Annotated in this window: 23 protein-coding genes; 7 read left to right on the top strand and 16 right to left on the bottom strand. The window is 69.5% G+C overall.

From position 1 onward, the window contains the following. Window positions 1–10: 10 nt before the first annotated feature. From E0H73_RS11900 to E0H73_RS11890, 3 genes are all read right to left on the bottom strand, one after another. The gene (locus E0H73_RS11900) at window positions 11–472 is read right to left on the bottom strand and encodes a hypothetical protein (protein WP_131353913.1); all 462 of its coding nucleotides are present in this window, start codon (window positions 470–472) and stop codon (window positions 11–13) included. A 24-nt stretch (window positions 473–496) separates the two neighbouring features. Next, complete coding sequence (locus tag E0H73_RS11895; protein ID WP_165555601.1) at window positions 497–1,072, bottom strand: RNA polymerase sigma factor; 576 nt, start codon at window positions 1,070–1,072, stop codon at window positions 497–499. 69 nt (window positions 1,073–1,141) lie between these two features. After that, complete coding sequence (locus E0H73_RS11890; RefSeq protein ID WP_131353909.1) at window positions 1,142–3,760, bottom strand: CHAT domain-containing protein; 2,619 nt, start codon at window positions 3,758–3,760, stop codon at window positions 1,142–1,144. Window positions 3,761–3,834: 74 nt separating this feature from the next. On the opposite strand from E0H73_RS11890, the gene E0H73_RS11885 reads away from it, so the two are divergent. After that, the gene (locus tag E0H73_RS11885; protein WP_131353907.1) at window positions 3,835–5,121 is read left to right on the top strand and encodes a S8 family peptidase; all 1,287 of its coding nucleotides are present in this window, start codon (window positions 3,835–3,837) and stop codon (window positions 5,119–5,121) included. 184 nt (window positions 5,122–5,305) lie between these two features. On the opposite strand, the gene E0H73_RS11880 is transcribed toward E0H73_RS11885, so the two are convergent. Beyond that, window positions 5,306–6,415 carry a serine hydrolase domain-containing protein gene (locus E0H73_RS11880; protein WP_131353905.1) on the bottom strand — a complete coding sequence of 370 codons (1,110 nt, stop codon included), beginning with the start codon at window positions 6,413–6,415 and terminating at the stop codon, window positions 5,306–5,308. Window positions 6,416–6,498: 83 nt separating this feature from the next. Here E0H73_RS11880 and E0H73_RS11875 point away from each other — a divergent pair, with 83 nt between their 5' ends. Continuing rightward, the gene (locus tag E0H73_RS11875) at window positions 6,499–7,080 is read left to right on the top strand and encodes a TetR/AcrR family transcriptional regulator (RefSeq protein ID WP_165555600.1); all 582 of its coding nucleotides are present in this window, start codon (window positions 6,499–6,501) and stop codon (window positions 7,078–7,080) included. Here the strand turns inward: E0H73_RS11875 and E0H73_RS11870 are convergent. Genes E0H73_RS11870 through E0H73_RS11845 form a run of 6 tightly spaced genes read right to left on the bottom strand, consistent with a single transcriptional unit; the run spans window position 7,049 to window position 12,375 of the window. Next, a complete protein-coding gene (locus E0H73_RS11870; RefSeq protein ID WP_131353901.1) occupies window positions 7,049–8,182 on the bottom strand; it encodes an MFS transporter in 1,134 nt (377 codons plus the stop codon). The two genes, E0H73_RS11875 and E0H73_RS11870, sit on opposite strands and share 32 nt — an antisense overlap. 45 nt (window positions 8,183–8,227) lie before the next feature. Next, window positions 8,228–9,199 (bottom strand): quinone oxidoreductase family protein, encoded by a 972-nt coding sequence (locus E0H73_RS11865; protein ID WP_131353899.1) that lies wholly within the window; start codon window positions 9,197–9,199, stop codon window positions 8,228–8,230. A gap of 18 nt (window positions 9,200–9,217) precedes the next feature. Then, a complete protein-coding gene (locus E0H73_RS11860; RefSeq protein WP_131353897.1) occupies window positions 9,218–9,577 on the bottom strand; it encodes a hypothetical protein in 360 nt (119 codons plus the stop codon). Continuing rightward, on the bottom strand, window positions 9,574–10,437 hold the full coding sequence (locus tag E0H73_RS11855) for a DODA-type extradiol aromatic ring-opening family dioxygenase (protein WP_131353895.1): 864 nt from the start codon (window positions 10,435–10,437) through the stop codon (window positions 9,574–9,576). Before E0H73_RS11855 ends, E0H73_RS11860 begins: the two co-directional genes overlap by 4 nt. 28 nt (window positions 10,438–10,465) lie before the next feature. After that, the gene (locus E0H73_RS11850; protein ID WP_202867330.1) at window positions 10,466–11,242 is read right to left on the bottom strand and encodes a citryl-CoA lyase; all 777 of its coding nucleotides are present in this window, start codon (window positions 11,240–11,242) and stop codon (window positions 10,466–10,468) included. Further along, window positions 11,239–12,375 carry a CaiB/BaiF CoA transferase family protein gene (locus tag E0H73_RS11845; RefSeq protein WP_238163955.1) on the bottom strand — a complete coding sequence of 379 codons (1,137 nt, stop codon included), beginning with the start codon at window positions 12,373–12,375 and terminating at the stop codon, window positions 11,239–11,241. The genes E0H73_RS11850 and E0H73_RS11845 overlap by 4 nt, the downstream gene beginning before the upstream one ends. Window positions 12,376–12,567: 192 nt before the next feature. Here E0H73_RS11845 and E0H73_RS11840 point away from each other — a divergent pair, with 192 nt between their 5' ends. Further along, a complete protein-coding gene (locus E0H73_RS11840) occupies window positions 12,568–14,046 on the top strand; it encodes an amidohydrolase family protein (RefSeq protein ID WP_131353889.1) in 1,479 nt (492 codons plus the stop codon). Window positions 14,047–14,109: 63 nt separating this feature from the next. Further along, window positions 14,110–14,931, top strand: a complete 822-nt coding sequence (locus E0H73_RS11835; RefSeq protein ID WP_131353887.1) for an IclR family transcriptional regulator domain-containing protein — start codon at window positions 14,110–14,112, stop codon at window positions 14,929–14,931. Here the strand turns inward: E0H73_RS11835 and E0H73_RS11830 are convergent. The 5 genes from E0H73_RS11830 to E0H73_RS11810 all read right to left on the bottom strand — a co-directional run bounded on the left by E0H73_RS11830 (window position 14,928) and on the right by E0H73_RS11810 (window position 18,544). Next, a complete protein-coding gene (locus E0H73_RS11830) occupies window positions 14,928–15,326 on the bottom strand; it encodes a Rieske (2Fe-2S) protein (protein ID WP_238163954.1) in 399 nt (132 codons plus the stop codon). The genes E0H73_RS11835 and E0H73_RS11830 overlap by 4 nt on opposite strands. 12 nt (window positions 15,327–15,338) lie before the next feature. Continuing rightward, window positions 15,339–15,887, bottom strand: coding sequence for a DUF6529 family protein (locus tag E0H73_RS11825; protein WP_131353883.1), 549 nt, complete (start codon window positions 15,885–15,887; stop codon window positions 15,339–15,341). Between the two features lie 8 nt (window positions 15,888–15,895). Then, a complete protein-coding gene (locus tag E0H73_RS11820) occupies window positions 15,896–16,582 on the bottom strand; it encodes a hypothetical protein (RefSeq protein ID WP_131353881.1) in 687 nt (228 codons plus the stop codon). A gap of 92 nt (window positions 16,583–16,674) precedes the next feature. Then, window positions 16,675–17,451: a maleylpyruvate isomerase family mycothiol-dependent enzyme gene (locus E0H73_RS11815; RefSeq protein WP_131353879.1), complete on the bottom strand. Its 777-nt coding sequence runs from the start codon at window positions 17,449–17,451 to the stop codon at window positions 16,675–16,677. Window positions 17,452–17,539: 88 nt separating this feature from the next. Continuing rightward, the gene (locus E0H73_RS11810) at window positions 17,540–18,544 is read right to left on the bottom strand and encodes a DUF2278 family protein (RefSeq protein ID WP_131353878.1); all 1,005 of its coding nucleotides are present in this window, start codon (window positions 18,542–18,544) and stop codon (window positions 17,540–17,542) included. 100 nt (window positions 18,545–18,644) lie between these two features. Between E0H73_RS11810 and E0H73_RS11805 the strand changes: the two genes are divergently transcribed. Beyond that, on the top strand, window positions 18,645–19,463 hold the full coding sequence (locus E0H73_RS11805; protein WP_131353876.1) for an LLM class flavin-dependent oxidoreductase: 819 nt from the start codon (window positions 18,645–18,647) through the stop codon (window positions 19,461–19,463). 76 nt (window positions 19,464–19,539) lie between these two features. Here E0H73_RS11805 and E0H73_RS11800 read toward each other — a convergent pair whose 3' ends face one another. After that, window positions 19,540–22,965, bottom strand: a complete 3,426-nt coding sequence (locus E0H73_RS11800) for an error-prone DNA polymerase (RefSeq protein WP_131353874.1) — start codon at window positions 22,963–22,965, stop codon at window positions 19,540–19,542. A 93-nt stretch (window positions 22,966–23,058) separates the two neighbouring features. Here E0H73_RS11800 and E0H73_RS11795 point away from each other — a divergent pair, with 93 nt between their 5' ends. After that, window positions 23,059–23,394 carry a hypothetical protein gene (locus tag E0H73_RS11795; RefSeq protein ID WP_131353872.1) on the top strand — a complete coding sequence of 112 codons (336 nt, stop codon included), beginning with the start codon at window positions 23,059–23,061 and terminating at the stop codon, window positions 23,392–23,394. A 22-nt stretch (window positions 23,395–23,416) separates the two neighbouring features. Next, window positions 23,417–24,190 (top strand): inositol monophosphatase family protein, encoded by a 774-nt coding sequence (locus E0H73_RS11790; protein ID WP_131353870.1) that lies wholly within the window; start codon window positions 23,417–23,419, stop codon window positions 24,188–24,190. Window positions 24,191–24,193: the final 3 nt, after the last annotated feature.

The raw sequence follows: 24,193 nt of genomic DNA, 5'->3' as shown, positions 1-24,193 counted from the left end.
CAGGGGTCGGCTACGGCGTCACCCAGCCGGTGAGGATCGTCGGTCCGGAGGACGGCGTACAGATCAGGCGGTAGGGCTCGGCCGGGATCGGCCAGAGCACGAAGAACCCGAGATCGTCGATCTCGGCGGTGGCCAGCTCACCGCTGTTGCCGCGGGCACTGACCGTGCCGGACTCGGGCGGGTCCAACTGGCCGAGTACGCCGGTCGGCGTGAGCTCGATCTCGATCGTCCAGCCGTCGGAGGCGAACGTCAGCGCGCGCAGGGTGGCGCTCTCGGAGGATCGGACCGGCGCGGCCTCCGCGCTCTCCCAGGCCGAGTCGTAGGTCAGTGCGGCGAGCTCTGCGTCGATGGTCCGCCAGACGAACGCGGCCTTGCCCGCGTCGACGAACGTCCGTGGCATCTCCCGCTCGGTCCGCAGCGCGTCGCGCAATGCGTCGAGGAGCTCGTCGTCGTTCCAGCCGGTCTCCGTCATGCTTCCCACCTCCTCACTGATCCCTCAGTGCTCGTCCACCAGTGTCGCCAGGGCCGGCGCTCGTCGCAGCCGGTCCAGGCAGCGGGCCCGGTTCGGGCCGATGCTGCCCATCGGCATGTGCAGCTTGCGGCTGATCTCGTCGTACGGCGCCGGCGGGTCCTGCGTGATCATTGCCAACAGCAACTGACAGCGCTGGGACAGCTGGCCGAAGGCTGCCCGGACGATCCGCCGTCGTTCGTGCCGCAGCACCTCCTCCTCCGCCACCGCGTGGTCCACGGTGTGCTCTCCCACCTCCCGCGAGTCCACCGGATCGACAGGATCGACCCGGCTCGACACCCGCAGCAGGCGCAGGCACTCGCGTTGCGCGGTCGTCGCGATCCAGCCCGGCAGTGCGGCCGGTTCGCGAAGCCCGGGCAGATGCTCGATCAGCCGCAGCCACACGCCCTGACCCACGTCGTCGGTGTCTCCCGGCTGAAGCCGGTACCGCCGGCAGATGGACCAGATCAGTGGGGCGTACCGCTCCACCAGCTCGTCCCAGGCTCCCTCGTCCCCCTCCCCGGCGCGCACGACCAGGCTGACGACGGTCGGATCATCCCGCATTCCCCCGCTCCTTCCGCCCGCCGTCATTGATACGGAGTCCGCGGGCCGCGCGTTGATACATGGTGTGGATCACGCTCCCAGTGCGACGAACGACCGGCCCGCCGCACGGGCGACCGGGTCGTCGCCGACCTTGGCACGGGCGAGCGCGAACGCACCCGCCAGCGGTTGACCGGCTTGCAGGTGGTCGTGGAGCGCTGTCATCAGTGGCACTGTGGCCGGGTCGTTCACCGGTACGACGCTGGCCAGGATGCCGGCCGCGCCGAGCGGCACGAGGCTGCTGCTGAGTCCGAGCAACTCGTCGGCGCCGACCGGTTTCGCCAGCCCCGACTCACAACTCGACAACACCAATCGGTACGGCGCCCGCCGCAGCCGCTCGAAGTCGTAGACGGTCAGCGGACCGTCGTCCAGTCGCAGCGAAGAGAACAAAGGACTGTCGGACCTGAAGGTGCCATGCGCCGCGATGTGGCCGATCCACGCACCGTCGAGTTCCTTCAATACCCTCTCGGCCGTGGCGTCACCGTTCGCGAGGACGGTCGCACCCGGGTACCGCTCGGCGAGGCGTGTGACCTCGGCACGACCGGCCGGCAGTCCAGGGCCGAGCACCAGGACGACTCGTCGATCGGACGGCGGCTGCAACCGTCGCGCCCGCAGCCAGGTCGCCGCCGACGGTACGACGTTCACCGCACGACCATCCAGCGACGGCACCAGCCCCCAGGGCAACGCCTGCAATCGCGCGGGCGGCACGATCACGACAGGCCGATCCTCCAGCACGTCCTGCACCGGGCCGAGGATCGCGCTGCCAAGCCGAGCGCCCAGCACGTCAAGCGAAGGTCCGGACTTCGATCGGCCATGGGCCAGCCAGCGCAGCCGGAACCGAGATCGCTCCACCTCGATCTCGGCCGCGGCCATCGGCCCGACCGTGAGTCTGCTGATCCGTCCGTCGCGCGCCACCACCGCGTGCAGGACTCCGTCGATCTCGATCAACTCGACCAGCACCGTGTCGCCCAACTCGTCGAGCAACTCGTCGATCTGAACTCCAGAGGTCTCTGGGTGCGAGCGATGCCCGTGCGCTCGGAGTGTGTGTTCTCGCACTGCCTTCTCGAGCCTGCGCCGTTCACGGTCGAGGGCAGGGTCGGTCCCATCCCCGTCGCGTTTCGCGTCCAACCGGCGTACGACGTCGCGCAGGGCGGCGAGATCGTGGACGAGTTGCTGGTCGTCCGGTGGACGCACAGGAGGGATCGTGAGTGCGGTGGCGCGCCAGCGTTCGCCCCACTTCAGCAGGCTCCTGGCGTCGTCGCGCCGCAAGGCATCGCGGAGCGCCAGTCCGGCCAGCTCCGCGCCATGACCGGTCGCGCGTGCTCGCAGTTCGGTCGCACCCATCATCAGGCGATGCTCGTCCAGCGCGTCGAGACCGCGGCCGCAGGCGGTCAGCATTCCGCGGACGTCGCCCTTGGCCTCTGACCGCAACGCCTTGCCGAGCCAGGCAGCGCCGCGCGCGAGTGGTGGAGTGTCTCGGGTCCGCCGCCCGGCCAGCTCCAACTGCCGCCCGGCTGTCCGCGTTCGTCCGTCGGCCAACGCGAGTCGGCCGGCCAGCAGGTGTGCGGCCGATGCTTCTGTCGCGCCGAGGGTGTCGAGTCGTCTGGCGGTCTCTGTCACTTGTCGCAGCAGCTTGGGACCGCTCTCTCCGGACTGATAGCGGGCGTCGAGTTGCACCATCGACGCGCGGACCGACCACCACGGACGACGCTGAGCCGAGAACAACCGGCGAGCGCCCTCGGCGCGGGAACGCGCGGTCTCGAGCTCACCGGCCGCGAGCGCTGCGGTCGCCGCCGCGAACAGCACCTCGGCTCGCTTCGTCGCCTGCCCGCCGACGGTCTCCATCCGGATGATCGCTTGGTCCGCCTCGGCGAGCGCCTCGGTGGGCAGACCCGCCGCGAGCAAGACAGCACACCGGTCGATCGCGAGCTCGGGCCACACCACACCGACCTCGGCGAACCCGCGCCCGGCCTCGTCGAGGTACTGCAGCGCCGCGGGCAGATCGCCGCGCGAGAACGCAACGAGGCCGCGGTTCTGACGGGTTTCGGCGTACTCGAACTCCTGGCCGCTCGCGGCGTACAGCCGGCCGGCCTGTTCGAAATCGGTGTCGGCCTGACGGGTGATGCCCATCTCGAGCTGGATGAACCCGCGGTAGTTGCGGCAGCGCGCCTCCCAGACCCGATCGCCGGACCGCCGCAGCCGGCTGATCGCGATCCGCAGATCGTCCAGCGCCTCGCGATGCCTGCCCAGGATCAGCAGTACGTCGGCACGCCGCAGCAGAACGCGCCCCGAGAGTGCTCCCCGGCTGAGGCTCACCGCGCGGTCCAGATGGATGAGTCCCTCGCGGCTGCGGCCGGCGCGGCCAAGGGTCGCGCCGAGGGTGGCGAGAACATCGGCTTCGCGCTCCGGCCGGTCTGTGGTCTGGGCGAGTCGCAGCGCGATCCGGAGCTCGCGGATCGCCGTCTCCACATCGCCGAGCTGGCGCAGGCCGATCCCGATCGCTTGGTGCGCGCAGGACGCGGCTTCCGGGTCGAGGTCGCCGGTGAGCAACGATCGAGCCGCTGCGATGGCGTCATGCGGGCGTGAGAGAGCCAGCGGCAACAGATCAGTCGGTGCAACCGCCGTTCCAGCACTCCCCCCGGCCGTCTGCACGGTGAAATGATATCGGTCCGCTCGACGATTTCGTCGATTCCTGGGTTACCGATTCAAGGGGGATCGCCCACCGAATGGCGCAAAAAGCAGGAAATCAAACGACCGAACAACAGGACCCGAAGTACATCGCCCAGATCAAACTCATCCTGGAGGCATTCGGACGGGACGCCGGAGTCCATCCGCCGGAGTGGGAAAAGGAAGGCGCCGACTATCTGTACCGCGTCGGCACGGTGCTGGTCCGGGACGAGGATGTGCCCCGGGTCGTCGAGCTCTTCCAGGGCGGGACGACAGGCGAGGGCGGCATCGGCGGGATCACCCGGCTGCTGCTGCCGGACAAGGTTCCGCCGAACGCACCGGAAGGACCGAACCCCACGCAACGCTTCCTGGCTCTTGCCGACCAACGGCTCGGCCGCGGGGTCGTCACGCCGGAGCACTTGTTCTACGTGACTCCCAGCGTCAGCCCGTGTCCGGCGACCGAACCCGAGGAGGTTGCGCAGGGCATCCCGCCGGACCCCGTACTGCCGACTCCGTTCCTGCCCGCCGGCGCCGCCGACGGACGCGGAGTGAAGGTGGTCGTGCTCGATGTCGGCTGGTCCGAGGCACCCGCGGCGTACTGGCTGAACGGCGTGACCGGCGATCCGGAGGACGCGTTCTTTCCCTCCGGCCGGATCCGGCCGTACGCGGGCCACGGCACCTTCATCGCCGGCGTACTGCGGGCGGTGGCGCGAAATGTCGAGGTGGTGGTCAAGAGCTATTTCACCAGCGTCGGCGCGATGTGGGAGTTCGATCTCGCCCAGGCTCTTGACGAAGTACTCGATCTGGCTCCGGACATCATCAGTCTGTCGGCCGGAACCAGGACGCGTTTCGACCTTCCGGCGCTCGGCCTCGACGTGTTCGTCCAGACCCGGCTGAATCGGGTCAACGGCCTGGTTCTGGTGGCCGCGGCCGGGAACGAGAACAGCCGGGACTATTTCTGGCCGGCCGCGTTCCCGGAGGTCGTTGGCGTAGGTGCACTCGCCGACAACGGGCGCGACCGCGCGTCGTTCAGCAACTTCGGTGGCTGGGTGGATGTCTACGCGCCGGGCGAGAACCTGGTGAATGCGTTCCTCACCGGCAGTTACGAGTGCACCGAGCCGCCGAACACCGGTCAGATCCGGGACTTCACGGGTATGGCGCGCTGGAGTGGTACGTCGTTCTCGACACCGCTGGTCGCCGCGCTCATCGCCGGCCGCATGTCGCTGACCGGAGAGAGTGCCCGCCAGTCCGCGGACGCGTTGCTCGCCTTCGCGCTGACCCAGCCGTCACCGGGGGTCGGGCCTGTTCTCACCACCGGCGACGCGTTGGCGTCACTGGGCCAGTGAGCGTGTGAGTGTGTCGACGCGGCGCGGCCCCCATCCGGTCTGACCACCGGATTCCTCCCGCACCGCGTCGACGCTCCCCCCTCTATGCCCCCCGCTTGCTCTCCCCCCAGAGCATCTCGAAGGGCGCCCCACTACGCGGAGTCGCCGTCGGCGCGGGTTGATACACCGATTTTCGGGAGAGATCTCAGACGGCGCTCTCCAACGCATCGAGCAGAGTCTGCGGCCGCGGGTCGGGCACCGTGCGGACCTGGTTCATCAGGTAGGAGAAGGTGATCCGCCGCGACGGCCAGGCGCCATGGGTGGAGCCGCCGGCACCGACGTGGCCGAAGGCATCGATCGGACGGCCGAGGCGGCTGCCCGGGACGTGGAGTTCGAAGCCCGCGCCGTACACCATCTCGCTCCCCCACGTCGGCTCGGTGCCGCGGCGGAGCTCCCGGCGAGCGAGCTCGACGGTGGCCGGGGTCAGGATGCGCTGACCGTCGACCTCGCCGACGAGCGATGCGTAGAAACGAGCCATGCCGCGAGCAGTGGCGAAGCCTCCGACGGCGGCAAGGCCGGCGCTGCGGTACTCCGTGCTGTTCCAGATCTTCTCCGCGCCGGGCACCCAGAGGGGATTGCGGTTCAACTGCAGGAGCCGGTCGGTCTGTGGTTCGTCGGTGAGTACGCCGCCGGGCGCAACCATCGTGGTCGCGCGCCAGTGCAGGTCCTCCGGCGGGCCGATCCACACCTCCAACCCCAGCGGTACGGCGTACTCCTCGGCGAAGAACTGCTGGACGGTCCGGCCATCGACCCGTCGTACCAACTCGTCGACGAGCCAGCCCCAGGTGATCGCGTGGTACATGAACGCGGCCCGTGGATCCGTCGACGGAGCCTGCGCCGCCAGGTGCCCGGCCATCACGTCGTGGTCGAGGAGATCGGCGTACCCGGCCTCGACCCAGGGCAGCCGGGCCTGGTGGGAGAGAACGTCGGACAGCGTCGTCTCGGTCTTGCCGGCGGCACCGAACTCGGGCCAGTAGCGGCTGAGCCGATCGTCCAGCGAGACCTGACCGCGCTGCACCATCAGCAGGACGCACGCCGACGCAAGCCCTTTGGTGCCGGAGAACATCAGCTGGATCGTGTCGCGATCCCAACCGCGCCCGGTGTCCGGGTCCGCCGTACCGCCCCAGAGGTCGACCACCGGTCGGCCGTCCTGGTACGCCGCGAAGGCCGCGCCCAACTCACCTCGCTCGGCGAAGTTCCGCGCGAATGCCTCCGCCACCTGCTCGAATCCTGTTGCCGTCCACCCATCGATCATGGACAGATAGTACCGATCGGTCTTATCTCTCGCCACTCCGAGATGACACCGATCGGTATCCTGTTCTCCGGAGGTGGTGCACGATGCCGGTGAAGGCCGGAGAGCGGCTGGACCCCGAGGCGACCAGGGCGCGGATCCTGAAGGCGGCCTCGGAGGTGTTCCTGCAGCGGGGCATCCACGCGGCCGGGATCAACGAGGTCGCCGAGGCGGCCGGCGCGTCCAAACTCACCATCTACAAGAACTTCGGCTCCAAGGACGGCCTCGTCGAGGCTGTGCTGACCGACCGCACCCAGCGGGTCCGGGCGTGGCACGAGCAGGCGGTCGAGCAGGCCACTGCCGGCCGGGAGCGGATCCTCGCCGTCTTCGACCTGGTCGCGAACTGGTACGCCGAGTCCGGCTTCCGCGGCTGCGCGATGATGAACGCGGCCACCGAGGACCGCGGTCATGACGGCGCGCCCCGGCGACTCGCGCAGGACCATCTCACCTTCTATCGCAACCTCTTCCAGCGACTGCTGACCGAGGCCGGCGTGCGCGACCCCGAAACCATGGCCCGCCAGTTGGTCATCGTCCTGGAGGGCGCGACGATCATCAGTGCGGTCGATCGGGATCCGGGCCTGGGCGCCGAGGCACGGGTCATCGTGGAGACACTGCTCGACGCTGCCTGAGGAACACCAGGCAGACAACGACGCAGGCCGCGGCGGACACTGCGGCCAGGTAGAACGCGACCGGGAATCCCAGTCGTTCCGCGACGAGCCCACCGAGCGGGCCGGCCACCATCACGCCGAGGTCCCAGAACGACGTCATCACGCCCATCGACACACCAGGCCGCAGCCCGCGCACTCGGTCCAGCGTCATCGACACGCACGCCGGATAGATCAACGCCATCCCACATCCGGCCAACGCGGTGAACACCAGAGCACCCAGCGCCTCACCGACCAGCGCGAGCCCCACCAACGCCACTACCTCGATCGTCACGGTCACAGCTGCCACCGCGCGCCCGCCGTACCGATCGACCGCGGGGCTGCCGGCGAACCGGATCACCAGGAACGCCGCCGCGAACACCGCGAGCGCGATGCCGTCGCCGCCGATCCCGTCCGCGCGCAGGCGGAGGACCAGCAGCGCAGCAACTGTGCCGTAGCAGTACGCCGCCAGTCCGACGGTTGCTCCAGGCAACGGAACGCCGACCGGGACCAGGTCACGGAACCGCCGGATCCGAACCAGCGGCTCGATCCGGCCGGGATCCGAACGCGTCGTCAGCACCAGCAGGGCCGATGCAGCCGCGAGGCCGACGACGACCCACCACACATGATCCCCGATCGCTGACGCGATCACCGGTCCGGCGGCCAGCCCGCCCCACATCGACAGGCCGAACCACCCTGCCGCGCGCCCACGTTGCGCCATCCGCATCCCCGACAGAACCCACGGCAGTGCAGCGGAGAACAGCGCCGCTTCCCCCGCGCCCATCACCAGTCGCGCGATCATCAGGACCACGAGACTCGGCGCCAGCAGTTGCCCGAGTCCGCCGAGCGCCGTCAGCACTCCCCCGGCCATGACGACCGGACGCGACCACCCAGCATCGGCCAACCACCCCGCGACCGGACGACCGCACGCCGTGGCCAGGAACGCGATCCCGACCGCGGTCCCACTCGCCAGCGCACCGCCGCCGAACTTCTCCGGCACGTACGCCGGCAAGGCCTGCAACGTGGCGCCGAACGCGAGATACCCGGACAGCACCGCCACCCACAACCGCCGGACCGGAACACCCATGGCCGAGATAATACCGCTCGTTCTTATCTCGGTGGCGCGCCCGTCTCAGATGGCCAGCACCAGACGGCCCGAGGTCAGTCCGGCCGCCTGTCGCTCCCACGCCGCCGTGATCTCGGGCAACGGAACGCTCTCGTAGGCGACCGCGATCTCCCCGACTGCCGCGTGCTGCAGCACCGCGGTGAACGCGTCCCGACGCTGCTCCGAGGTCAACGCATTGTTGGTGTAGCCAAGGACACTCACCGACCGGCTCCGCAGCACCGCAGAGGAGAACGTTGCCTCATCGCCCGATGCACCGCCGAGATTCACCAGCCGCCCGCCGGCGGCCAGCACCCGCGATGCCGCGGTCGCCGCAGCGCCGAAGACCGGATCCACCACGACATCAACCGAGCCACCAGTTGCGTCGGAGAACGCTCGCGTGAGTTCTGCGACGTCACCGGTCAGCGACACGACCTCGTCAGCACCGACCGCAAGCGCCCGCTCCTTCGCCTCCTCCGATCGGCATTCCGCCACGATCCGACTGGCGCCGAGGACACGCGCCGTACCGATCGCGGCCTGACCGACGGCCCCGCCGCCACCAAGAACCAGAACGCTCTCCCCCGGCTGCAACTGAGCGCGCCACGTCAGCACCATCCACGCCGCGACCGCCGACAGACCGAGTGCCGCAACCTGGGCATCCGCCATCGGAGCATCGAGCACGATCAGATCGTCGTCCGGTACGGCGCACCGCTCCGCGAAGCTGCCATCACCCGGGGACATCCCGGCCGACGTCGGGAAGAACACCCTCGTCCCCGGAGCCACGACATCCGACTGCTCGACCACACCGACACCCTGCACACCCGGCACGTACGGCAACGGCTGCTGACCGAAGTACGACGTACCTGATGCGCAGAGCAGATCCAGCGGTACGACGGGGGCCGCGGTGACGCGGACGATGGACCGGCCCGCGGACGGCACCGGGTCCGGGTGTTCAGCATGCGCCGGCGATTCGCCGTGCGCGCGCAGGACGGCTGCTCGCACGCGTCTCCTCCTCAGAAGTCAGGTCGCGATGTCCGGGTACGGCAGAGTCAGGTGTTCCATCGCCTTGCCGTACGCCTTCTGGTACTCGAGCGGTCCATGGTCTCGCTCGAACATCGCGATGAACAGGGTGAGCGTGAGGAACGGATGCGCGCCCAGCTCGAACAGCGCCACATGGTTGTGCTCGCGCAACGCCGTCCGCTCCTCGTCGGTGAACTGCTGCCAGGTCGACCTCTCGCCGGTCGTGCAGTTGAGGATGCGGTTCGCGACCTCGGCTTCCCACCAGCTCACCGTCCCGGCCGCGTCCTCGCGATACCGCTCGACCAACTCAGGATCGCGGTCGATCGTGAACAGGAACTTGTCCAGCAAGTATTTACTCATGCAGGCACTCCGTTCGGATACCAGGTGAAGTACGCCTCCATGGTGTGGAACAGGTCGAGCGAGTCGACGTGGTCCGCCTTCGCCCCTGCGCCGGCCACGCCCATCATCAGCATGAAGTCCATGAACCCGTGCGTCGCGTTGCCCGGCAGATGCAGGCTGTCCAGCGTCACCTCACCCAGGCAGCCCTCGATGTCGCCCCTCGCGATCCACTCGACCGCCTTCCGGTCGAACTCCGGATCGGGGCCGTGGGCACCGAACTGCCGCGGCCCGCCGAGCTCGAGGGACAGGTGACCGGTGCCGATGATCGCCACCCGCTTGTCGTCCGGCCAGGACTCGACCAGCTGCCGGATCGTCCGGCCCAGCTCGACGAACCGCTGCGGCCGTGGCAGCGGTGGCGCGAAGATGTTGGTGTAGATCGGCACGATCGGCAGGTCGGCGTCCGGGCGGAGCGTGATGATCGGGCAGGTGATGCTGTGGTCGATCCGCAGTTCGTTGCTGAAGGCAAGATCGAAGCCGGCGTCCAGCCCGTTGCGCAGGATGTGCCCGGCCAGCCGCTCCTCCCCGGGCAGCGTCATCCGCGGCAGCCCGAACTCGCGCTCCTCGTTGTACCAGTTCGCATCGAAGTACGGCGCCTTGCCGACGAGGAACTGCGGCATGTTGTCCAGCCACAGCTGGTGGAAGTGGTCGCTGCCGACCATCACCAGGATGTCCGGCCGGGCCTTGGTCAGGGTCTCCCGGAACGCCTCGATCTTCGCGACCCACTCGTCGGCGAACGGCGGCCGGTCGGCTCCGGTCGAGGTGCTGGCCCGGTAGTAGAACGGATGGTGCGTCGAGGCGATGACCGCGGCGACGGTGGCCATGAAGAGCTCCTCTGCGTCCGGGAAACTGTCAGTCGTTGGGGTCGACGTAGACGGCGTTGCGGTCCACGGTGAGATAGGCGTCCATGCCGATCGGCCGGCGGCGTTCCTCGGCGAGCTGACCGAGCAGGCCGGCAGCCCTTGCCAGCAAGGCGAACCCGCGCAGCAGCTCGACCGGCAGGCCGAGATCGGCGAGGGCCGCACCGCAGACTCCGGCGCCGTTCAATGGGAGCTTGCGGCCCAGCACCTGCTCGTGCACCCGACCGATGGCTTCGAAGAGCTGTAGGTGGGGTCCGCGGAGCCCTTCGTCGGAGGCAATGCCGATCAGCACCGGCGTTCGCGGGTCCTGCACCTTGTGCACCGGATGCCCGAGGCCGGGAACGTACTTCCCCTCCGCCCGCGTCGCGGTGACGACTTCGAGTGCCAGCGCGTCCCACCCGGCGTCGTCGGTCGGCGGGTCCCGCCCTTCCAGCGCCTCGTGCAGGTACATCCCGCAGTCCTCGGTCACTCCGAGGAAGCGCGACCCGCCACCGAGCAGTCCGGCCGCGAGCGCCCCTTGAAGTGAGTCCGGCGCGGAGAGGTACGTCAGTCGGGCCGCGATCGCGGTCGGGGTGAAGCCGTGGTCGGCGAGTGCGACCAGTACCGCCTCGAACACCCGCGTTTCCGAGGGCGTCGGGCGGCGCAGCGCGACCAGCCAGAAGGCGAGCTCGCCGAAGCCGACCTTGCCCATCAGGTCGGCCGTGAGGTCCTGACCGAGGAGGCGGATCTCGTCGGCGGTCGACGTACCCAGGGACGTTGGGAAGCTCATTCCTTCAGCCACCTCCGCAGCTCGGCTCCGTGTTCGTCCAGCGACGGCGGCGGCAGCCGGTACTCCGCCGGGGTCTCGGAGAAGGTGATCGGGTTGCGCACGGACGGGATCGAGTCGATCGTCACCACCGGATCCAGCCCGATGTCCTCGGCGAAGGCCACGCCACCGTCGATGGTGTTGATCGGACCGCACGGCACACCGGCGGCGATGATGTCGCCGAACCATTCCATCCGGGTCCTGGTCCGCAATCGCTCCACCAGCAGCGGCCTCAGTTCCTCGCGGTTCGCGGTCCGCTTCTCGTTCCGGTCGAAGCGCGGATCGTCGGCCAGCTCCGGTACGCCGAGCACCTCGGTCAACCGGCGGAACTGGTTGTTGTTCCCGGCCGTGATGATCAGCTCGCCGTCGGAACACGGCAGCGGCTCGTACGGGAACAGGCTCGGGTGGCTGTTTCCCATCCGCAGCGGTACGACGCCGCCCGCGACGTACGCGCTCGACTGGTTCACCAGTCCCGACAGCGCCGAAGACAGCAGGTTGACCTCGACGTGCTGACCGCGCCCGGTCTCGTGCCGGGCGTTCAGCGCGGACAGGACGCCGATCGTCGCGTGCATCCCCGCCATCACGTCGAACACCGAGATCCCGGCACGGAACGGTTCGCCGTCCGGATCGCCGGTCAGACTCATCAGCCCGGAGATGGCCTGCACGATCAGGTCGTACCCCGGCAAGGCGGCTCCTCGAGGCCCGCTCCCGAATCCGCTGATCGACGCGTAGACCAGTCGCGGGTTGACCGCCGCGACCGACTCGTAGTCCAGCCCGAAGCGCGCCAGCCCACCTGGCTTGAAGTTCTCGATCAGTACGTCGGCCCGCCGCGCGAGCTCCTGGGCGACGGCCACATCGCCGGGGTCCTTCAGGTCGAGCGCGATCGACCGCTTGTTCCGGTTGACCGCCAGGTAGTACGTCGAGATCCCGTCGCGGACCGGCGGCTGCCAGGACCGGGTGTCGTCACCGCCCGGCGCCTCGACCTTGACCACCTCGGCCCCGAGGTCGGCCAGCAGCATGGTCGCGTACGGGCCGGCCAGGATGCGGGAGAAATCGGCCACCAGGACCCCGGACAACGGACCTTTCCCAGCGGGCACGACGCAACCTCCCCGATTATTCCGGACACTTGTCCGCATTGAGCTCGTCGCCTCAGTCTCGGCGCGCTGGACCGGCACTGTCAAGGACCGGACGGCGAGCCCTTGACACTGCCGACGGGCGCTTCGATAGTGACCATATCGCCGTGATGACCGGCATACGGACGCCTGTCCGACCGTTTTCTGGAGGGGATCATGACCACTGCCGAGACGCCGGTGGCGGGCCGGCCGCTACTGCTGCGCGGCGGGACCGTACTCACGATGGACGACAACCACACGGTGCTGGCCGCGGGCGACGTACTGATCGTCGACGACCGCATCGCCGCCGTCGGACCGTCGGTCGACGTACCCGAGGGCACGCAGGTGATCGACGCGACCGGCGGCATCGTGATGCCCGGGATGATCGACACCCACCGGCACATGTGGCAGACCGCGATGCGCGCGTACGGCGCCGACTGGACGCTGACGCAGTACTTCGTCTGGTACTACCTCGAGCACGGGAAGACCTTCCGGCCCGAGGACATCCACGCCGGCAACCTCACGTCGGCCTGGGAGTCGCTCGAGGCCGGTGTCACCACCACCGTCGACTGGTCGCACGGGTTGCAGTCCGTCGATCACGCCGAAGCCGCCGCGGACGCCTTGCGCGCCGTCCCCGGCCGCTTCGTGCTTGCCTACGGCAACATCCAGGCAGGACCGTGGCAGTGGTCCGCGGACCCGGCCGTCCGGGCGTTCCTGGAGCGGATCAGGGACGACGACGAACTCGGGCTCCAGCTCGCCTTCGACGTGACCGGCGACCCGGCCTTCCCCGAGCGAGCCGCGTTCGAGGTGGCCCGCGAGCTCGGGGTCGGTGTCACCACGCACGCCGGTGTCTGGGGCGCGACGAACGACGACGGCATCCGGCTGATGCACGAGAACGGCTTCATGACGCCGCAGAACATCTACGTGCACAGCGCGACCCTGACCGAGGACTCATACCAGCGGATGGCCGCGACAGGCGGGTCGGTCTCGGTCTCGACCGAGTCCGAGCAGAGTGCCGGCCAGGGCTACCCACCCACCTGGCAGGTCCGCAAGTACGGCATCCCGGTCTCGCTGTCGATGGACACCAGCGTCTGGTGGAGCGGCGACCTGTTCAGCGCGATGCGTACGACGCTCGGCGCCGACCGGGCCCGTGAGCACCTCGAAGCCCATATGAAGGGCGACACCGTGACGCACAGCCACCTGCGCGCCGAGCACGTGGTCGACTGGGCGACTCGCGGTGGTGCGAAGGCCCTCGGCCGCGACGACCTCGGCAGTCTCGAGCCCGGCAAGAAGGCGGACGTCGTACTGATCAAGAACGATACGTCTCCGGTGTCGTTCCCGATGGTGCATCCGTACGGCCAGGTCGCGTTCCAGGCGCAGCGCGGTGACGTCCACACGGTCATCGTCGACGGCAAGGTGGTGAAGTACGCGAACCAGTTGGTCGGCGTCGACCTGGCCGCCGTACGCGGAGAGGTCGAGGCGACTGTGGACTTCCTCCGGTCGGCGCTCGGCGAGGACGCGTGGGCGGCGGGGATGAATCCGGACCTGCCGAAGGACGAGGTGCTGGACAACCCGTACCAGTACACCGAGTACAAGTCGGAGTCCACCCGCGAGGCTCGCGGCACCATCTTCGGCGACCCCGGCTCCGGCGAGTGACAGCTGCCGGGTCGTAGGCTCTCGTCCGGAACGGTACGTCGTACGACGGGGAGGCAGGAACTGATGGCAGGACGCGGTGCGGGTCCGGACTTCGTCGAGTCGCTGGCTCGCGGGCTGGACGTGCTCGCCTGCTTCGACGCGAACCACCGCACCATGTCGCTCAGCGAGGTGGCGACCGCGGCCGGGTTGGCCCGCCCGACCGCGCGCCGGCTGCTGCTCACGCTGGAGGAGCTCGGCTTCGTCCGCTCGGTCGAGGGCTCCTTCCAGCTGACGCCGAAGGTGCTGACGCTCGGCATGGCGTACGTCGGCGCGCTCGGACTGTGGGACATCGCGAAACCGCATCTCGAGGAACTGGTGGCGCGGACCGGCGAGTCGTCGTCAATGGCACAGCTCGACGGCTCCGACATCGTCTACGTCGCCCGGGTGTCGGTGCCGAAGATCATCGCGCTGCGGGTCGACATCGGCACCAGGTTCCCGGCGGCCCAGACCTCACAGGGCAAGGTCCTGCTCGCCGCTCTCTCCCCCGACGAGCTCGCGGAGACGCTCGCGCTGCCGAGTCGCGCTGGGCTTCCGCCGTACATCGGGCGCACTGCGGATCAGTTGCGTGACGAGCTGACCGAGATCCGCGCGCGTGGGTGGGCGTTGGCTGATGAGGAGCTCGCGCCCGGGGTCCGTTCGGTGGCGACGCCGGTCCGCGACGGAACGGGCGCCGTCCGCGCCGCGATGAACGTGACCGTGCACGCTGCGGAAACCAGCACCGAGAAGCTCCTGCGGGACCATCTCCCGCTGCTCCTGCGCACGGCCGGCGATGTCAGCGCCGAGTGGGCGCTGTGGCAGTCGCGGCCACACCACGAAGTACCGCAGTCGAATCAGTCGTCAGCCTAGGCGAGCGTGATCGAGTCACCGGCGACCTTGATCTGCTTGGCGGCGAGGGGCTGCGGGGCCGGGTCGTGGACGACCGAGCCGTCCTTGATGGAGAACTTGCTGCCGTGGCAGTCGCAGTTGATGGTGCCGTTGGCAACGCTCGCCACCTGACAGCCCTCGTGCGTGCACACCGAGGTGAACGCCTTGAACGTGCCCGCCGTCGGCTGGGTGACGACCACCTGCTTGTCCCCGAAGAGGACTCCGCCGCCGACCGGGATCTGGCTCGTCTTCGCGAGCTCGGTACCGGCTTGCGGCGTACTGGCCGGAGCGCTCTTGGGCTCACCGTAGGTACTGCATCCGGTGACCGCGGCGAACGCGGCCGCGGCCAGGACGGTACGGCGTTTCGGTTCGTCCACAGGCAGGTCCCTTCAGCGAATGATGCCGAACGTGGTGAAGAACCACAGCGACGAGGTCAGCCACAGCCCGACCAGGCCGGCGAAGACTGCGCCGCCCACCGCCGGCAGCAGCCAGCGAGGCCCGTCGGTCCGGGTCAGGGTCAGCATCTTGGCGACGAACGCGCCGTAGAAGAAGCAGCCGAGCAGCGAGTGGATCAGCACGCGCGGCTGGTCGTACTGGAACCCCAACGCATACAGGCAATGTGCGACCACGGGCAGCGTGGCCGCGACGGCGGCGCGGCCCGACCACCGGTGCAGCGGTCCGATCCAGCTCCGGCTGTTGAGGGGCCCGAGATGCCCGAACAGCGCCAGCGCGGACATCAGTTGCACCAGGGCGAGCACGAACGCGAGCGATGCCAGCCACGCCTTGACCGACTGGGTGCTGGAGAAGCCGGCCAGGTTCACCGCGACGCCGGTCGGTTCGTGCAGCCGTGCGTACAGACCGAGGACGACGGCGACCGCCGCACCGATCGACAGCGGGATCGCGACCCTGCTCGTCGCGCCGATCGTTGCGGTCGACATGGCTCTCCTCAGAACGTCTCGTCGCCGGTGACCGAGGTTGCCGTCACCGCGGTCCCGCCGACGGTCGACGTACCCGTGGACGGATCGAGCGGCGGGGCGGGAGCGGGCGTGCCGTCGTTGTCGATGCCGACCTGACTGCCGTCGGCGAGCACGATCCAGCCGATGGTGTTGCCGGAGGTCTTCGCGCGATACAGGCCGGCCGGTGGGTCGGCCTGGGAGATCGTGAAGCGCAGCGTGCGGCCGTGCACCGTGACTGTGCCGGTGACTTGGCCGTTCGCCAGGTTCGCGACCACTCGGTCACCGGCTCGGGAGCGGAGCGCGAGGGTGTCGCCGGTTCGCGTGCCGGTCAGCCAGGCCTCGACGCGCCGGCCGTCGCAGACGTACGCCGCTGCCCGGCCGCCCTTCACCGCGATGGCGAGAGTCGCCTCGCGGTTCGCCGTACGACCGGCGTAGACGACTGCTGCCTGCTGGGTCGGAGTGGGTGCGGCCTGCTTCGTGGCGGTCGGCTGTGGATTGGTCGGTGGCGTGCCTGCCGCGGGCCGACCGGTGTTGGGCGGGGTGACCGGCGTGTTCGTCACGATGGTCTCGGACGACGCTGAGCCGGTGGACGTGGTCTGCGTGCTGTTCACGACAAGCAGCGCGACGAGCCCGACGGCCGCGGCCGCGAGCGTCACCAGTGGACTGCGTTGCCCCATCTCTCCCCCACCCCGGAGGCACTATGTGTCGAGAATCGCCGCCGGGGCGGGCCAGGTCAACGGCTGGGCGCCCGGCTCACCCAGAGCTGAGGTCAGTCGCTGACCCAGTCCATGTGGTCGATCCAGGAGTCAAGCAGTGCGCGATCGCCGTGCAGTTCCAGACTGGGTGCCGCACCCAGCTTGCAGCGCCTGCTGAGCACGAGCAGGAGGTCGGCGGCCGGGCCGCTGAGCGTGACGTCAGCCTCGGCGTGCGTGCGATCCAGCACGACCCGGTCCTGTTCCCGGCGGGCCAGCCACTCTCCAGGCGCGTCCGTCGCGTGGAAGTGCAGCGTCTGGCCGTCACCGCGCATCCCATCGGCGAAGTCCGGCCTGTTCTCCCAGTAGCCGCCCGATGTCATCGTGTCCAGCCAGTCCTCCAGGGCCGCAGCGGCGGGCTCCGGCGCCAACTCGTACCGCCGATCGAGCGCCACCGCCGCGTCCGCGCGGTGCACACTCGCCTCACCGAACAACCGCCGCGACCAAAACGGCACCCCCGCCGCAGCACCGGACGGATCCCACACCGGCGTGTCATCGGCGGCCGCGTCGAATGCCTGCTTCGCCGCGGCCGCACCGTCGGTCATCCAGGCGCCCCACTGGCTCGAATCGGCCGGCGCCGGCACGTAGGCGGCGAACGCCTTGCTCGGCTCGCTCAGTTGCTCACCTACCAGCATTGCCACCATCCGATGGGTGGCGCCGACATGGTCGACCAGATCGGCCAGCGTCCACTTCGGACACGTCGGCACCGGCGTCGCCGCATCCCTGCCGTCCACCCACTCGGCGAACGTACTCGTCTGCTCGACCACAGACTTCACATACGAGGACGTGTCCATCGCTGCAACTCCAAGCGCTCCGTCGTTAGCTGCTGCCGTCGCCCAGCCAAGCTGTCCACCCTTTCATATCGCTTTCAGGCCTTCGGGATCAGAAGACGACACTCCAGCCTGAGCGCTCTGCCTGGGCCGCGGTGTAGGCGACGCCGTGGACCTTGAGGCCGGCGCTGTTCAGCAGCGTGATCTCGCCGCCCTTGTTGCCCAGCTGGACGGTGGATGGAAGGCGGACGAGCAGCGTCTCGCCGGGTGGCAGCACACCGGCCGGGACCGGGCCGACATGGAGTGCACGATCGACGAGATGCCAGCCGGTCAGGTCGACCGCGTCCGGCGAAGCATTCAGCAGGGTGACCGTCTCGGCTTCAGGCGCAGGGCCGACCGGGTTGATCAACGCGGCAACGATCTGGACTGCCTCGGCGCCGAACTCGGCGACCGGTGCGTCCACGAGAGCGTGACCGGTCTTGTCGTCGGTGTGCCACGACTGGCTCTGGAACGCCAGGAAGATGCCGACCCAGCGTTGCTGGTCCGGCAGCCCGATGATGATCGCGCCGTCCTGCCACACCCCGTCGTCCTTGCGGAAGGCACCGACGTTGCCCTGGTTCATGTGGATGTCATGCACACCGTTGCCCGGCCGGAAGCCGAAGACCTTGTCCGGTACGCCGTCCTCCGGACCCCACCGCTCGCCGAACGCGTACACGACCGCAGCCGGCTCGCGGATCGCCCGCTGCACCTGATCGTCCAGCAGGTCGGCCAGATCGTTGCCCGGCCCCTCGACGTCGGCCGGCAACGGCCGCAGCAGCGTGCGATCGAACAACGTCTGCCGGACGTAGTCCAGGTTCACCCCGGCCGCACCCGTGTCGAGCCGATGCCAGCCCCGGGCCAGTCCGATCAACTGTGCGGTGACCGGATGCCGGAAGTCCTCGTGGACCCGGTAGAGCAGCTCCGACGGGAACTCCTTCGACTTCACATTGACCGCGATCCGGTAGTCCACCCTGGCGTCGTCCACCAGCCGGATCTGGTAGTGCGGCGTGTCCGAATCGCCTTCCCGGCGTACGCCGACCGCCCGGCCGACCAGTACGCCGTACGTCTTCAACGGCATGGCTTCCCCCTCCATCGCAGCCCCACTACCTAGGAGCCCACGAGTCGGCGGGTAATACAACGGGCCGCGTGTTGTCGGTGGCGGCTAGTAGGAAGGTGGAATGAGATACGGACTGATTCTTCCGGGCGGGTCGGCGGTCGAGCAGCTCGAGCAGGCGGTCGCTGCGGAGGCGGCCGGCTGGGACGGGGTGTTCGTCTGGGAGGCGGCGTACGGCGTCGATGCGTGGGGATTGCTGACGGCGATCGCGGCCAGGACGAGCCGGATCCGGCTCGGCACGATGCTGACGCCGCTGCCGTGGCGACGGCCGTGGAAGGTCGCGAGCCAGGTCGCCACGCTGGACCAGGTGTCATCGGGTCGCGCGACCCTGGCGGTCGGGGTCGGCGCCGTCGAGACCGACCTCCCGCGGACCGGCGAGGAGCTGGACCTGCGGACCCGGGCGGCCATGATGGACGAGGGCATCGACCTGATCCGCGAACTCTGGGCCGGACGATCCAGCTATCACGGTGAGTACTACGACTACGAGTGCGCCCGCGACGACCTCGCGCAGGTCGGACGGCCGGTGCAGGAGCGGATCCCGATCTGGGTGGTCGGCGTCTGGCCGAGACCCAAGTCGATGCGCCGCGTCCTACGCTGCGACGGCGTACTCCCGCAGTACCAATCAGGCCACGACTCACCGGACGACCTGCGGCAGGTCCGCTCCTGGCTCACCGCCCAAGGCGGCTCTCCACACCTCGACATCATCGCCGAAGGCGAAACCCCCGCCCACGACCCCGCCGCAGCCGCCGCCCTCCTCAAATCCTGGGCCGACGCCGGAGCCACCTGGTGGCTGGAAACCCGCTGGCAAATGCCCCACCACTCCCCCGAACGCATGGAGCAGGTCCGCACCCGAATAGCCGCCGGCCCGCCGACCGGACACTGAGCCCGGCCCGCCCACTGAACGCTGAGCCCGCCGTACGCCGGAGCGGGTCACGGCGATCCGGACGTCGCGGCCGAAGTCAGCGGAAGTCTCGGGAGGGGGTTTTGGCGGCTAGGGGGAGGCGTTGGAGGTGGTCGGCGGAGAGGTTGGTGACTTCGCCGGCTCGTTCCACCCGGCCCCGGATGATGAGGGCTCCGGCGGTGCGGGCGACGGTGGCGTGGCGGTGCCAGCAGCCGACAGTGATGACGATGTTGGCCATGCCGGTCTCGTCCTCGAGGTTCATGAAGGTGACGCCGGAGGCGGTCGCCGGGCGTTGGCGATGGGTGACCACGCCGGCGACGCGAACGCGGGCGCCGTTCGGGGCTTCGCGGAGTTGGGCCGCGGACAGGATGCCCTCGGCGCGGAGCCGCTCCCGGACGCGTTGCATCGGGTGACTGGTGGTGGTGATCGAGGTGGACCACAGATCCGCCATGTCCGCCTCGATGTCACTCATCCCAGGCAGGGTCGGCGGTGGTCCGGCAGCGGTGATCCCGGCGAGCTGGCCCGGCCGCTCCTCGGCGGCACGACCGGCCTCCCACAACGCCTGCCGGCGATCGAGGCCGAAGCAGTCGAACGCCCCGGCGGTGGCGAGCGCCTCGACCTGCGCGGCAGTGATCCCGGTACGCCGGACGAGGTCGGCCATCTCCGTGAACGGCCCACCGCGCTCGCGCTCCTCGACGATCAGCTTCGCGCCCTTGTCGCCGATCGTGCGCACCTCCGACAACCCGAGCCGGACCGAGAACACGCCGTCGCGGCGGTGCCCGGTGGTGTCGGACGGTGCCTTCGGATCGAACGGTCCGACCAGCGGCTGCGGATCCTTCAGACAGTCGTCCGATCCGGTCGGGCCGGTGAGCTCCTGACCGTCGACCAGTTGCTCGAGCCCGGCGTCGACCCCCGACAGGTGCAGGTGCGGACGCCGTACCTCGACGCCGTGGCGGCGGGCGTCGGCGACCAGGGACTGGGGTGAGTAGAAGCCCATCGGCTGGGCGCGCAGCAGCGCGGCCAGGAACGCGGCCGGGTAGTGCAGCCGCAGCCACGTGCTGGAGTAGACCAGCAGAGCGAAGCTGATCGAGTGGGACTCGGCGAACCCGAAGTTCGCGAAGGCTTCGATCTTTTCGTAGATCTCGTCGGCCAGGTCCCCGGTGATCCCGTTACGCGCCATCCCGGCGTACAGCTTCTCCTTCAGTGACGAGATCTTCTCGATGCCGCGCTTGGACCCCATCGCCCGGCGCAGCAGGTCGGCCTCGTCGCCGTCGATCTCGCCGACCGCCATCGCCATCTGCATCAGCTGCTCCTGGAACAGCGGCACGCCCATGGTCCGCTCCAGCACCGGCCGCAGCTTCGGGTGCAGGTAGGTGATCGGCTCCTCACCGGTCCGGCGGCGGATGTACGGATGGACCGCGCCGCCCTGGATCGGGCCGGGCCGGATCAGCGCGATCTCGGTGACCAGGTCGTAGAACCGGCGCGGCTTCAGCCGCGGCAGCGTCGCCATCTGCGCCCGCGACTCGACCTGGAAGACGCCCACCGAGTCCGCGCGGCACAGCTGGTCGTAGACGCCCGCCTCCTCCTTGGGAATCGTGTGCAGCAGCCACGACTCGCCGATGTGCTCGCGGACCAGCTCCATGCAGTACTGCAACGCCGCCAGCATCCCCAGCCCGAGCAGGTCGAACTTCACCAGCCCCATCCACGCGCAGTCGTCCTTGTCCCACTGCAGGACCGTGCGGTTCTCCATCCGGGCGTGCTCGATCGGCACCACCTCCCCCACCGGCCGCTCGGTCAGCACCATCCCGCCGGAGTGGATGCCCAGGTGCCGCGGGAACTTCAGCAGCTCGGTCGCCATCGCCACCACCTTCGGCGGGATGTCGTGCTCGGTCGAGGTGATCTCCGGGCTCCAGCCGTCCACCTGCTTCGACCACGCGTCCTGCTGACCGACCGAGTACCCCAGCGCCTTGGCCATGTCCCGGACGGCGGACTTCGGCCGGTACGAGATCACGTTCGCCACCTGGGCGGCGTTGCGGCGGCCGTACTTGCGGTAGACGTGCTGGATCACCTCCTCCCGGCGGTCGGAGTCGAAGTCGACGTCGATGTCCGGCTCCTCGGTCCGGGTGGTGGCGAGGAAGCGCTCGAACGGCAGGTCGTACAGGATGCTGTCCACCGCGGTGATCCCGAGCGCGTAGCAGACCGCCGAGTTCGCCGCCGATCCCCTGCCCTGGCAGAGGATCCCGTTGTCGTGGGCATACCGGACGATGTCCTCGACGATCAGGAAGTACCCCGGGAACTCCTTCTCCTCGATGACCGCCAGCTCACGCTCCAGCCGCTCGTACGCGTCCGGCCGCTGCCCCCGCGTCCCGTACCGCTTGGCGGCGCCCTCGAAGGTGAGGTGCCGCAACCACGACATCGGCGTCTCCCCCTCCGGTACGTCGCGCAGCGGCAGCTTGGGCTTCGCCCGGGCCAGGTCGAAGGCCAGCTGGTCGGCCAGTGTCACCGATCGCGCCACGGCCCCGTCGTACCGGCGGAACCGGAACGCCATCTCCTCCCCCGAGCGCAGGAACGCCATCCCGCTCGGCGGCAGCCAGCCGTCCATCGTGTCCAGGTCCCGCCGGGCCCGGACCGCGGCCAGCGCGGCGGCCAGCTTGTGCTGCGCCGGGGTGGCGTAGTGAACGTTGTTCGTGGCAACCACCGGGAGACTGCGGTCGGCCGCCAGCCCGGCCAGGATCCGGTTCCGGGTGGTGTCGGCCGGCAGGTGGTGGTCGATCAGCTCGACCACCACCCGGTCCTTGCCGAACAACGCGGTCAGCCGGTCCAGCTCACGTCCGGCGGCGGCCGGACCGTTGGCGTGCCCGCCGAGCTCCAGCGCCTGCCGGACCAGTCCCTTGCGGCAACCGGTCAGGATCAGCCAATGGTCCCGCCCCTGCTCGGCCAGCCTCTCCAGGTCGTAGACCGGCTTGCCCTTCTCACCACCGGCCAGTTGCGCCTCGGTGATCTCGCCGGCCAGTTTGTGATAGCCCTCCTGGCCGTCCGCCAGCACCAGCAGGTGACTGCCCTCGGGATCGGCCACGCCGTTCTGCGGGCCGGTCAGCTCCAGCGACAACTCCGCTCCGAACACGGTCGGCAACTTGTACGCCGCTGCCGCCTCGGCGAACCGGGCCGCGCCGTAGAACCCGTCGTGATCGGTCAGCGCCAGCGCGTGCAGCCCCTGCCGGACCGCGGCCTCGGCCAGGTCCTCCGGCTGGGAAGCACCGTCCAGGAAGGAGAAGTTCGAATGCGCGTGAAGCTCCGCGTAAGGCACCGCGTGCTCCGGGCGACGGACGGTGTCAGGCACATACGGACCGCGGTGCTGCGACCACGCCGGGCTGTCGCCGCCGTCGCCCGTCACCGGCCGCCCGCCGTGGCTGCCCGGCCGGGACCGGTCCGACAGCTTCCGCTCCAGCTCCGACCACTTGATCGGCGGATTGTTGTAGCCCATCGCACACCCTCTACCATCTGGGACAGCTCATCGCGTCCGGGCTGCCAAGATCAAGACTAGAACATGTGTTCGAAGAAAGTGTAATCTGAAAACATGCTTGGTCGGTTCACGGTTCGCCCGGCCGACGACGGATCCAACGGATTCGGCGTCTGGGACGGTGCGGTCAACGGGTGGCGTGCGATGGGTATCGACAGTGAGACGGAGGCCCACCGGATAGCCAGCGATCTCGACGTCCAGTACGACGCTCACGGCCCGCGTCCGGCGGACGCCGTACGGCGGGTGGACCCGGCCCAGCCGGTGCAGCGCGCCGAGTGGCAGGACGGCGAGCTCGACGTCTGGATCCGCGACAACGGCGAGTGGCTCGGCCGGGTCTGCGACAAGGACGGCCACATCACCTGGATCCCCGGCACCGACCTCCGCCCGTTGTAGGCAGTCGGGTTGGATGGGCGGCATGAGCACTCAGACCGACGCGGAGGTGGCGATCCAGGCGGCCGCGGCCGGCGCCGCGGTCGTCTGCGCCAAGTACGGCGTACCGCTGGCCAGGTACGACAAGTCGCCCACCGACTTCGCCACCGAGGCGGACCTCGAGGCGGAGCGGGCGATTCTCGAGGTACTGCGCGCCGCACGGCCCGCCGACGCGGTGATCGGCGAGGAGTACGGCGCCGACGGTCAGGCGGCCCGGACCTGGTTGGTGGACCCGCTCTGCGGCACCCTCAACTTCGCCGCCGAGACACCGTTGTTCTCGGTGAACGTTGCCCTCAAGGGGCCGGGTGTCGCCGCCGTCGCGCAGCCGCTCTCCGGTGAGGTGTTCTGGACCGACGGGACGACCGCCGCGGTGCGCCGCGACGGTGCCGACGCGCCGGCCACACCGTCCGCGACCTCACTCCTGATCGACGTCGATGTCGACGATCCGCCCGGGAGCGACCGCCTCGGCGCCCGGATCCTGACCGACCCGACCCTCCTGGCCACCTTCGGGCTGCGGGTGTCGTCGACCACCCTCACGCTCGCGTGGGTGGCTGTGGGTCGCCGAGCCGGCTACATCACCAACGGTGCGTTGGTCGACAGCGTCCACTTCACCGCCGGCATCCAGCTGTGCCAGGCCGCGGGCTGCGTGGTCACCGACTTCCGCGGGCAACCGGTGCACACCGGCCCAGGCCTGGTCGTCGCAGCTGACGCCGCAACCCACGATCGCCTGCTGGAGGTCGTGTCCCGCTGCTTGAGGTAGCCG

Origin of the sequence: Kribbella pittospori (genome assembly GCF_004331465.1) — a bacterium.
Taxonomy (GTDB): domain Bacteria; phylum Actinomycetota; class Actinomycetes; order Propionibacteriales; family Kribbellaceae; genus Kribbella; species Kribbella pittospori.
This window is presented reverse-complemented; position numbering and strand designations above follow the sequence as displayed.

Excerpts from the sequence above, each read along its gene's own strand:
- E0H73_RS11795 (WP_131353872.1), top strand. The coding sequence starts at position 23,059 with ATGCTTGGTCGGTTCACGGTTCGCCCGGCCGACGACGGATCCAACGGA.
- E0H73_RS11825 (WP_131353883.1), bottom strand. The coding sequence starts at position 15,887 with ATGTCGACCGCAACGATCGGCGCGACGAGCAGGGTCGCGATCCCGCTG.
- E0H73_RS11815 (WP_131353879.1), bottom strand. The coding sequence starts at position 17,451 with ATGGACACGTCCTCGTATGTGAAGTCTGTGGTCGAGCAGACGAGTACG.
- E0H73_RS11840 (WP_131353889.1), top strand. The coding sequence starts at position 12,568 with ATGACCACTGCCGAGACGCCGGTGGCGGGCCGGCCGCTACTGCTGCGC.
- E0H73_RS11810 (WP_131353878.1), bottom strand. The coding sequence starts at position 18,544 with ATGCCGTTGAAGACGTACGGCGTACTGGTCGGCCGGGCGGTCGGCGTA.
- E0H73_RS11885 (WP_131353907.1), top strand. The coding sequence starts at position 3,835 with ATGGCGCAAAAAGCAGGAAATCAAACGACCGAACAACAGGACCCGAAG.
- E0H73_RS11835 (WP_131353887.1), top strand. The coding sequence starts at position 14,110 with ATGGCAGGACGCGGTGCGGGTCCGGACTTCGTCGAGTCGCTGGCTCGC.
- E0H73_RS11800 (WP_131353874.1), bottom strand. The coding sequence starts at position 22,965 with ATGGGCTACAACAATCCGCCGATCAAGTGGTCGGAGCTGGAGCGGAAG.
- E0H73_RS11870 (WP_131353901.1), bottom strand. The coding sequence starts at position 8,182 with ATGGGTGTTCCGGTCCGGCGGTTGTGGGTGGCGGTGCTGTCCGGGTAT.
- E0H73_RS11875 (WP_165555600.1), top strand. The coding sequence starts at position 6,499 with ATGCCGGTGAAGGCCGGAGAGCGGCTGGACCCCGAGGCGACCAGGGCG.
- E0H73_RS11900 (WP_131353913.1), bottom strand. The coding sequence starts at position 472 with ATGACGGAGACCGGCTGGAACGACGACGAGCTCCTCGACGCATTGCGC.
- E0H73_RS11860 (WP_131353897.1), bottom strand. The coding sequence starts at position 9,577 with ATGAGTAAATACTTGCTGGACAAGTTCCTGTTCACGATCGACCGCGAT.
- E0H73_RS11790 (WP_131353870.1), top strand. The coding sequence starts at position 23,417 with ATGAGCACTCAGACCGACGCGGAGGTGGCGATCCAGGCGGCCGCGGCC.
- E0H73_RS11805 (WP_131353876.1), top strand. The coding sequence starts at position 18,645 with ATGAGATACGGACTGATTCTTCCGGGCGGGTCGGCGGTCGAGCAGCTC.
- E0H73_RS11850 (WP_202867330.1), bottom strand. The coding sequence starts at position 11,242 with ATGAGCTTCCCAACGTCCCTGGGTACGTCGACCGCCGACGAGATCCGC.
- E0H73_RS11855 (WP_131353895.1), bottom strand. The coding sequence starts at position 10,437 with ATGGCCACCGTCGCCGCGGTCATCGCCTCGACGCACCATCCGTTCTAC.
- E0H73_RS11895 (WP_165555601.1), bottom strand. The coding sequence starts at position 1,072 with ATGCGGGATGATCCGACCGTCGTCAGCCTGGTCGTGCGCGCCGGGGAG.
- E0H73_RS11820 (WP_131353881.1), bottom strand. The coding sequence starts at position 16,582 with ATGGGGCAACGCAGTCCACTGGTGACGCTCGCGGCCGCGGCCGTCGGG.
- E0H73_RS11880 (WP_131353905.1), bottom strand. The coding sequence starts at position 6,415 with ATGATCGATGGGTGGACGGCAACAGGATTCGAGCAGGTGGCGGAGGCA.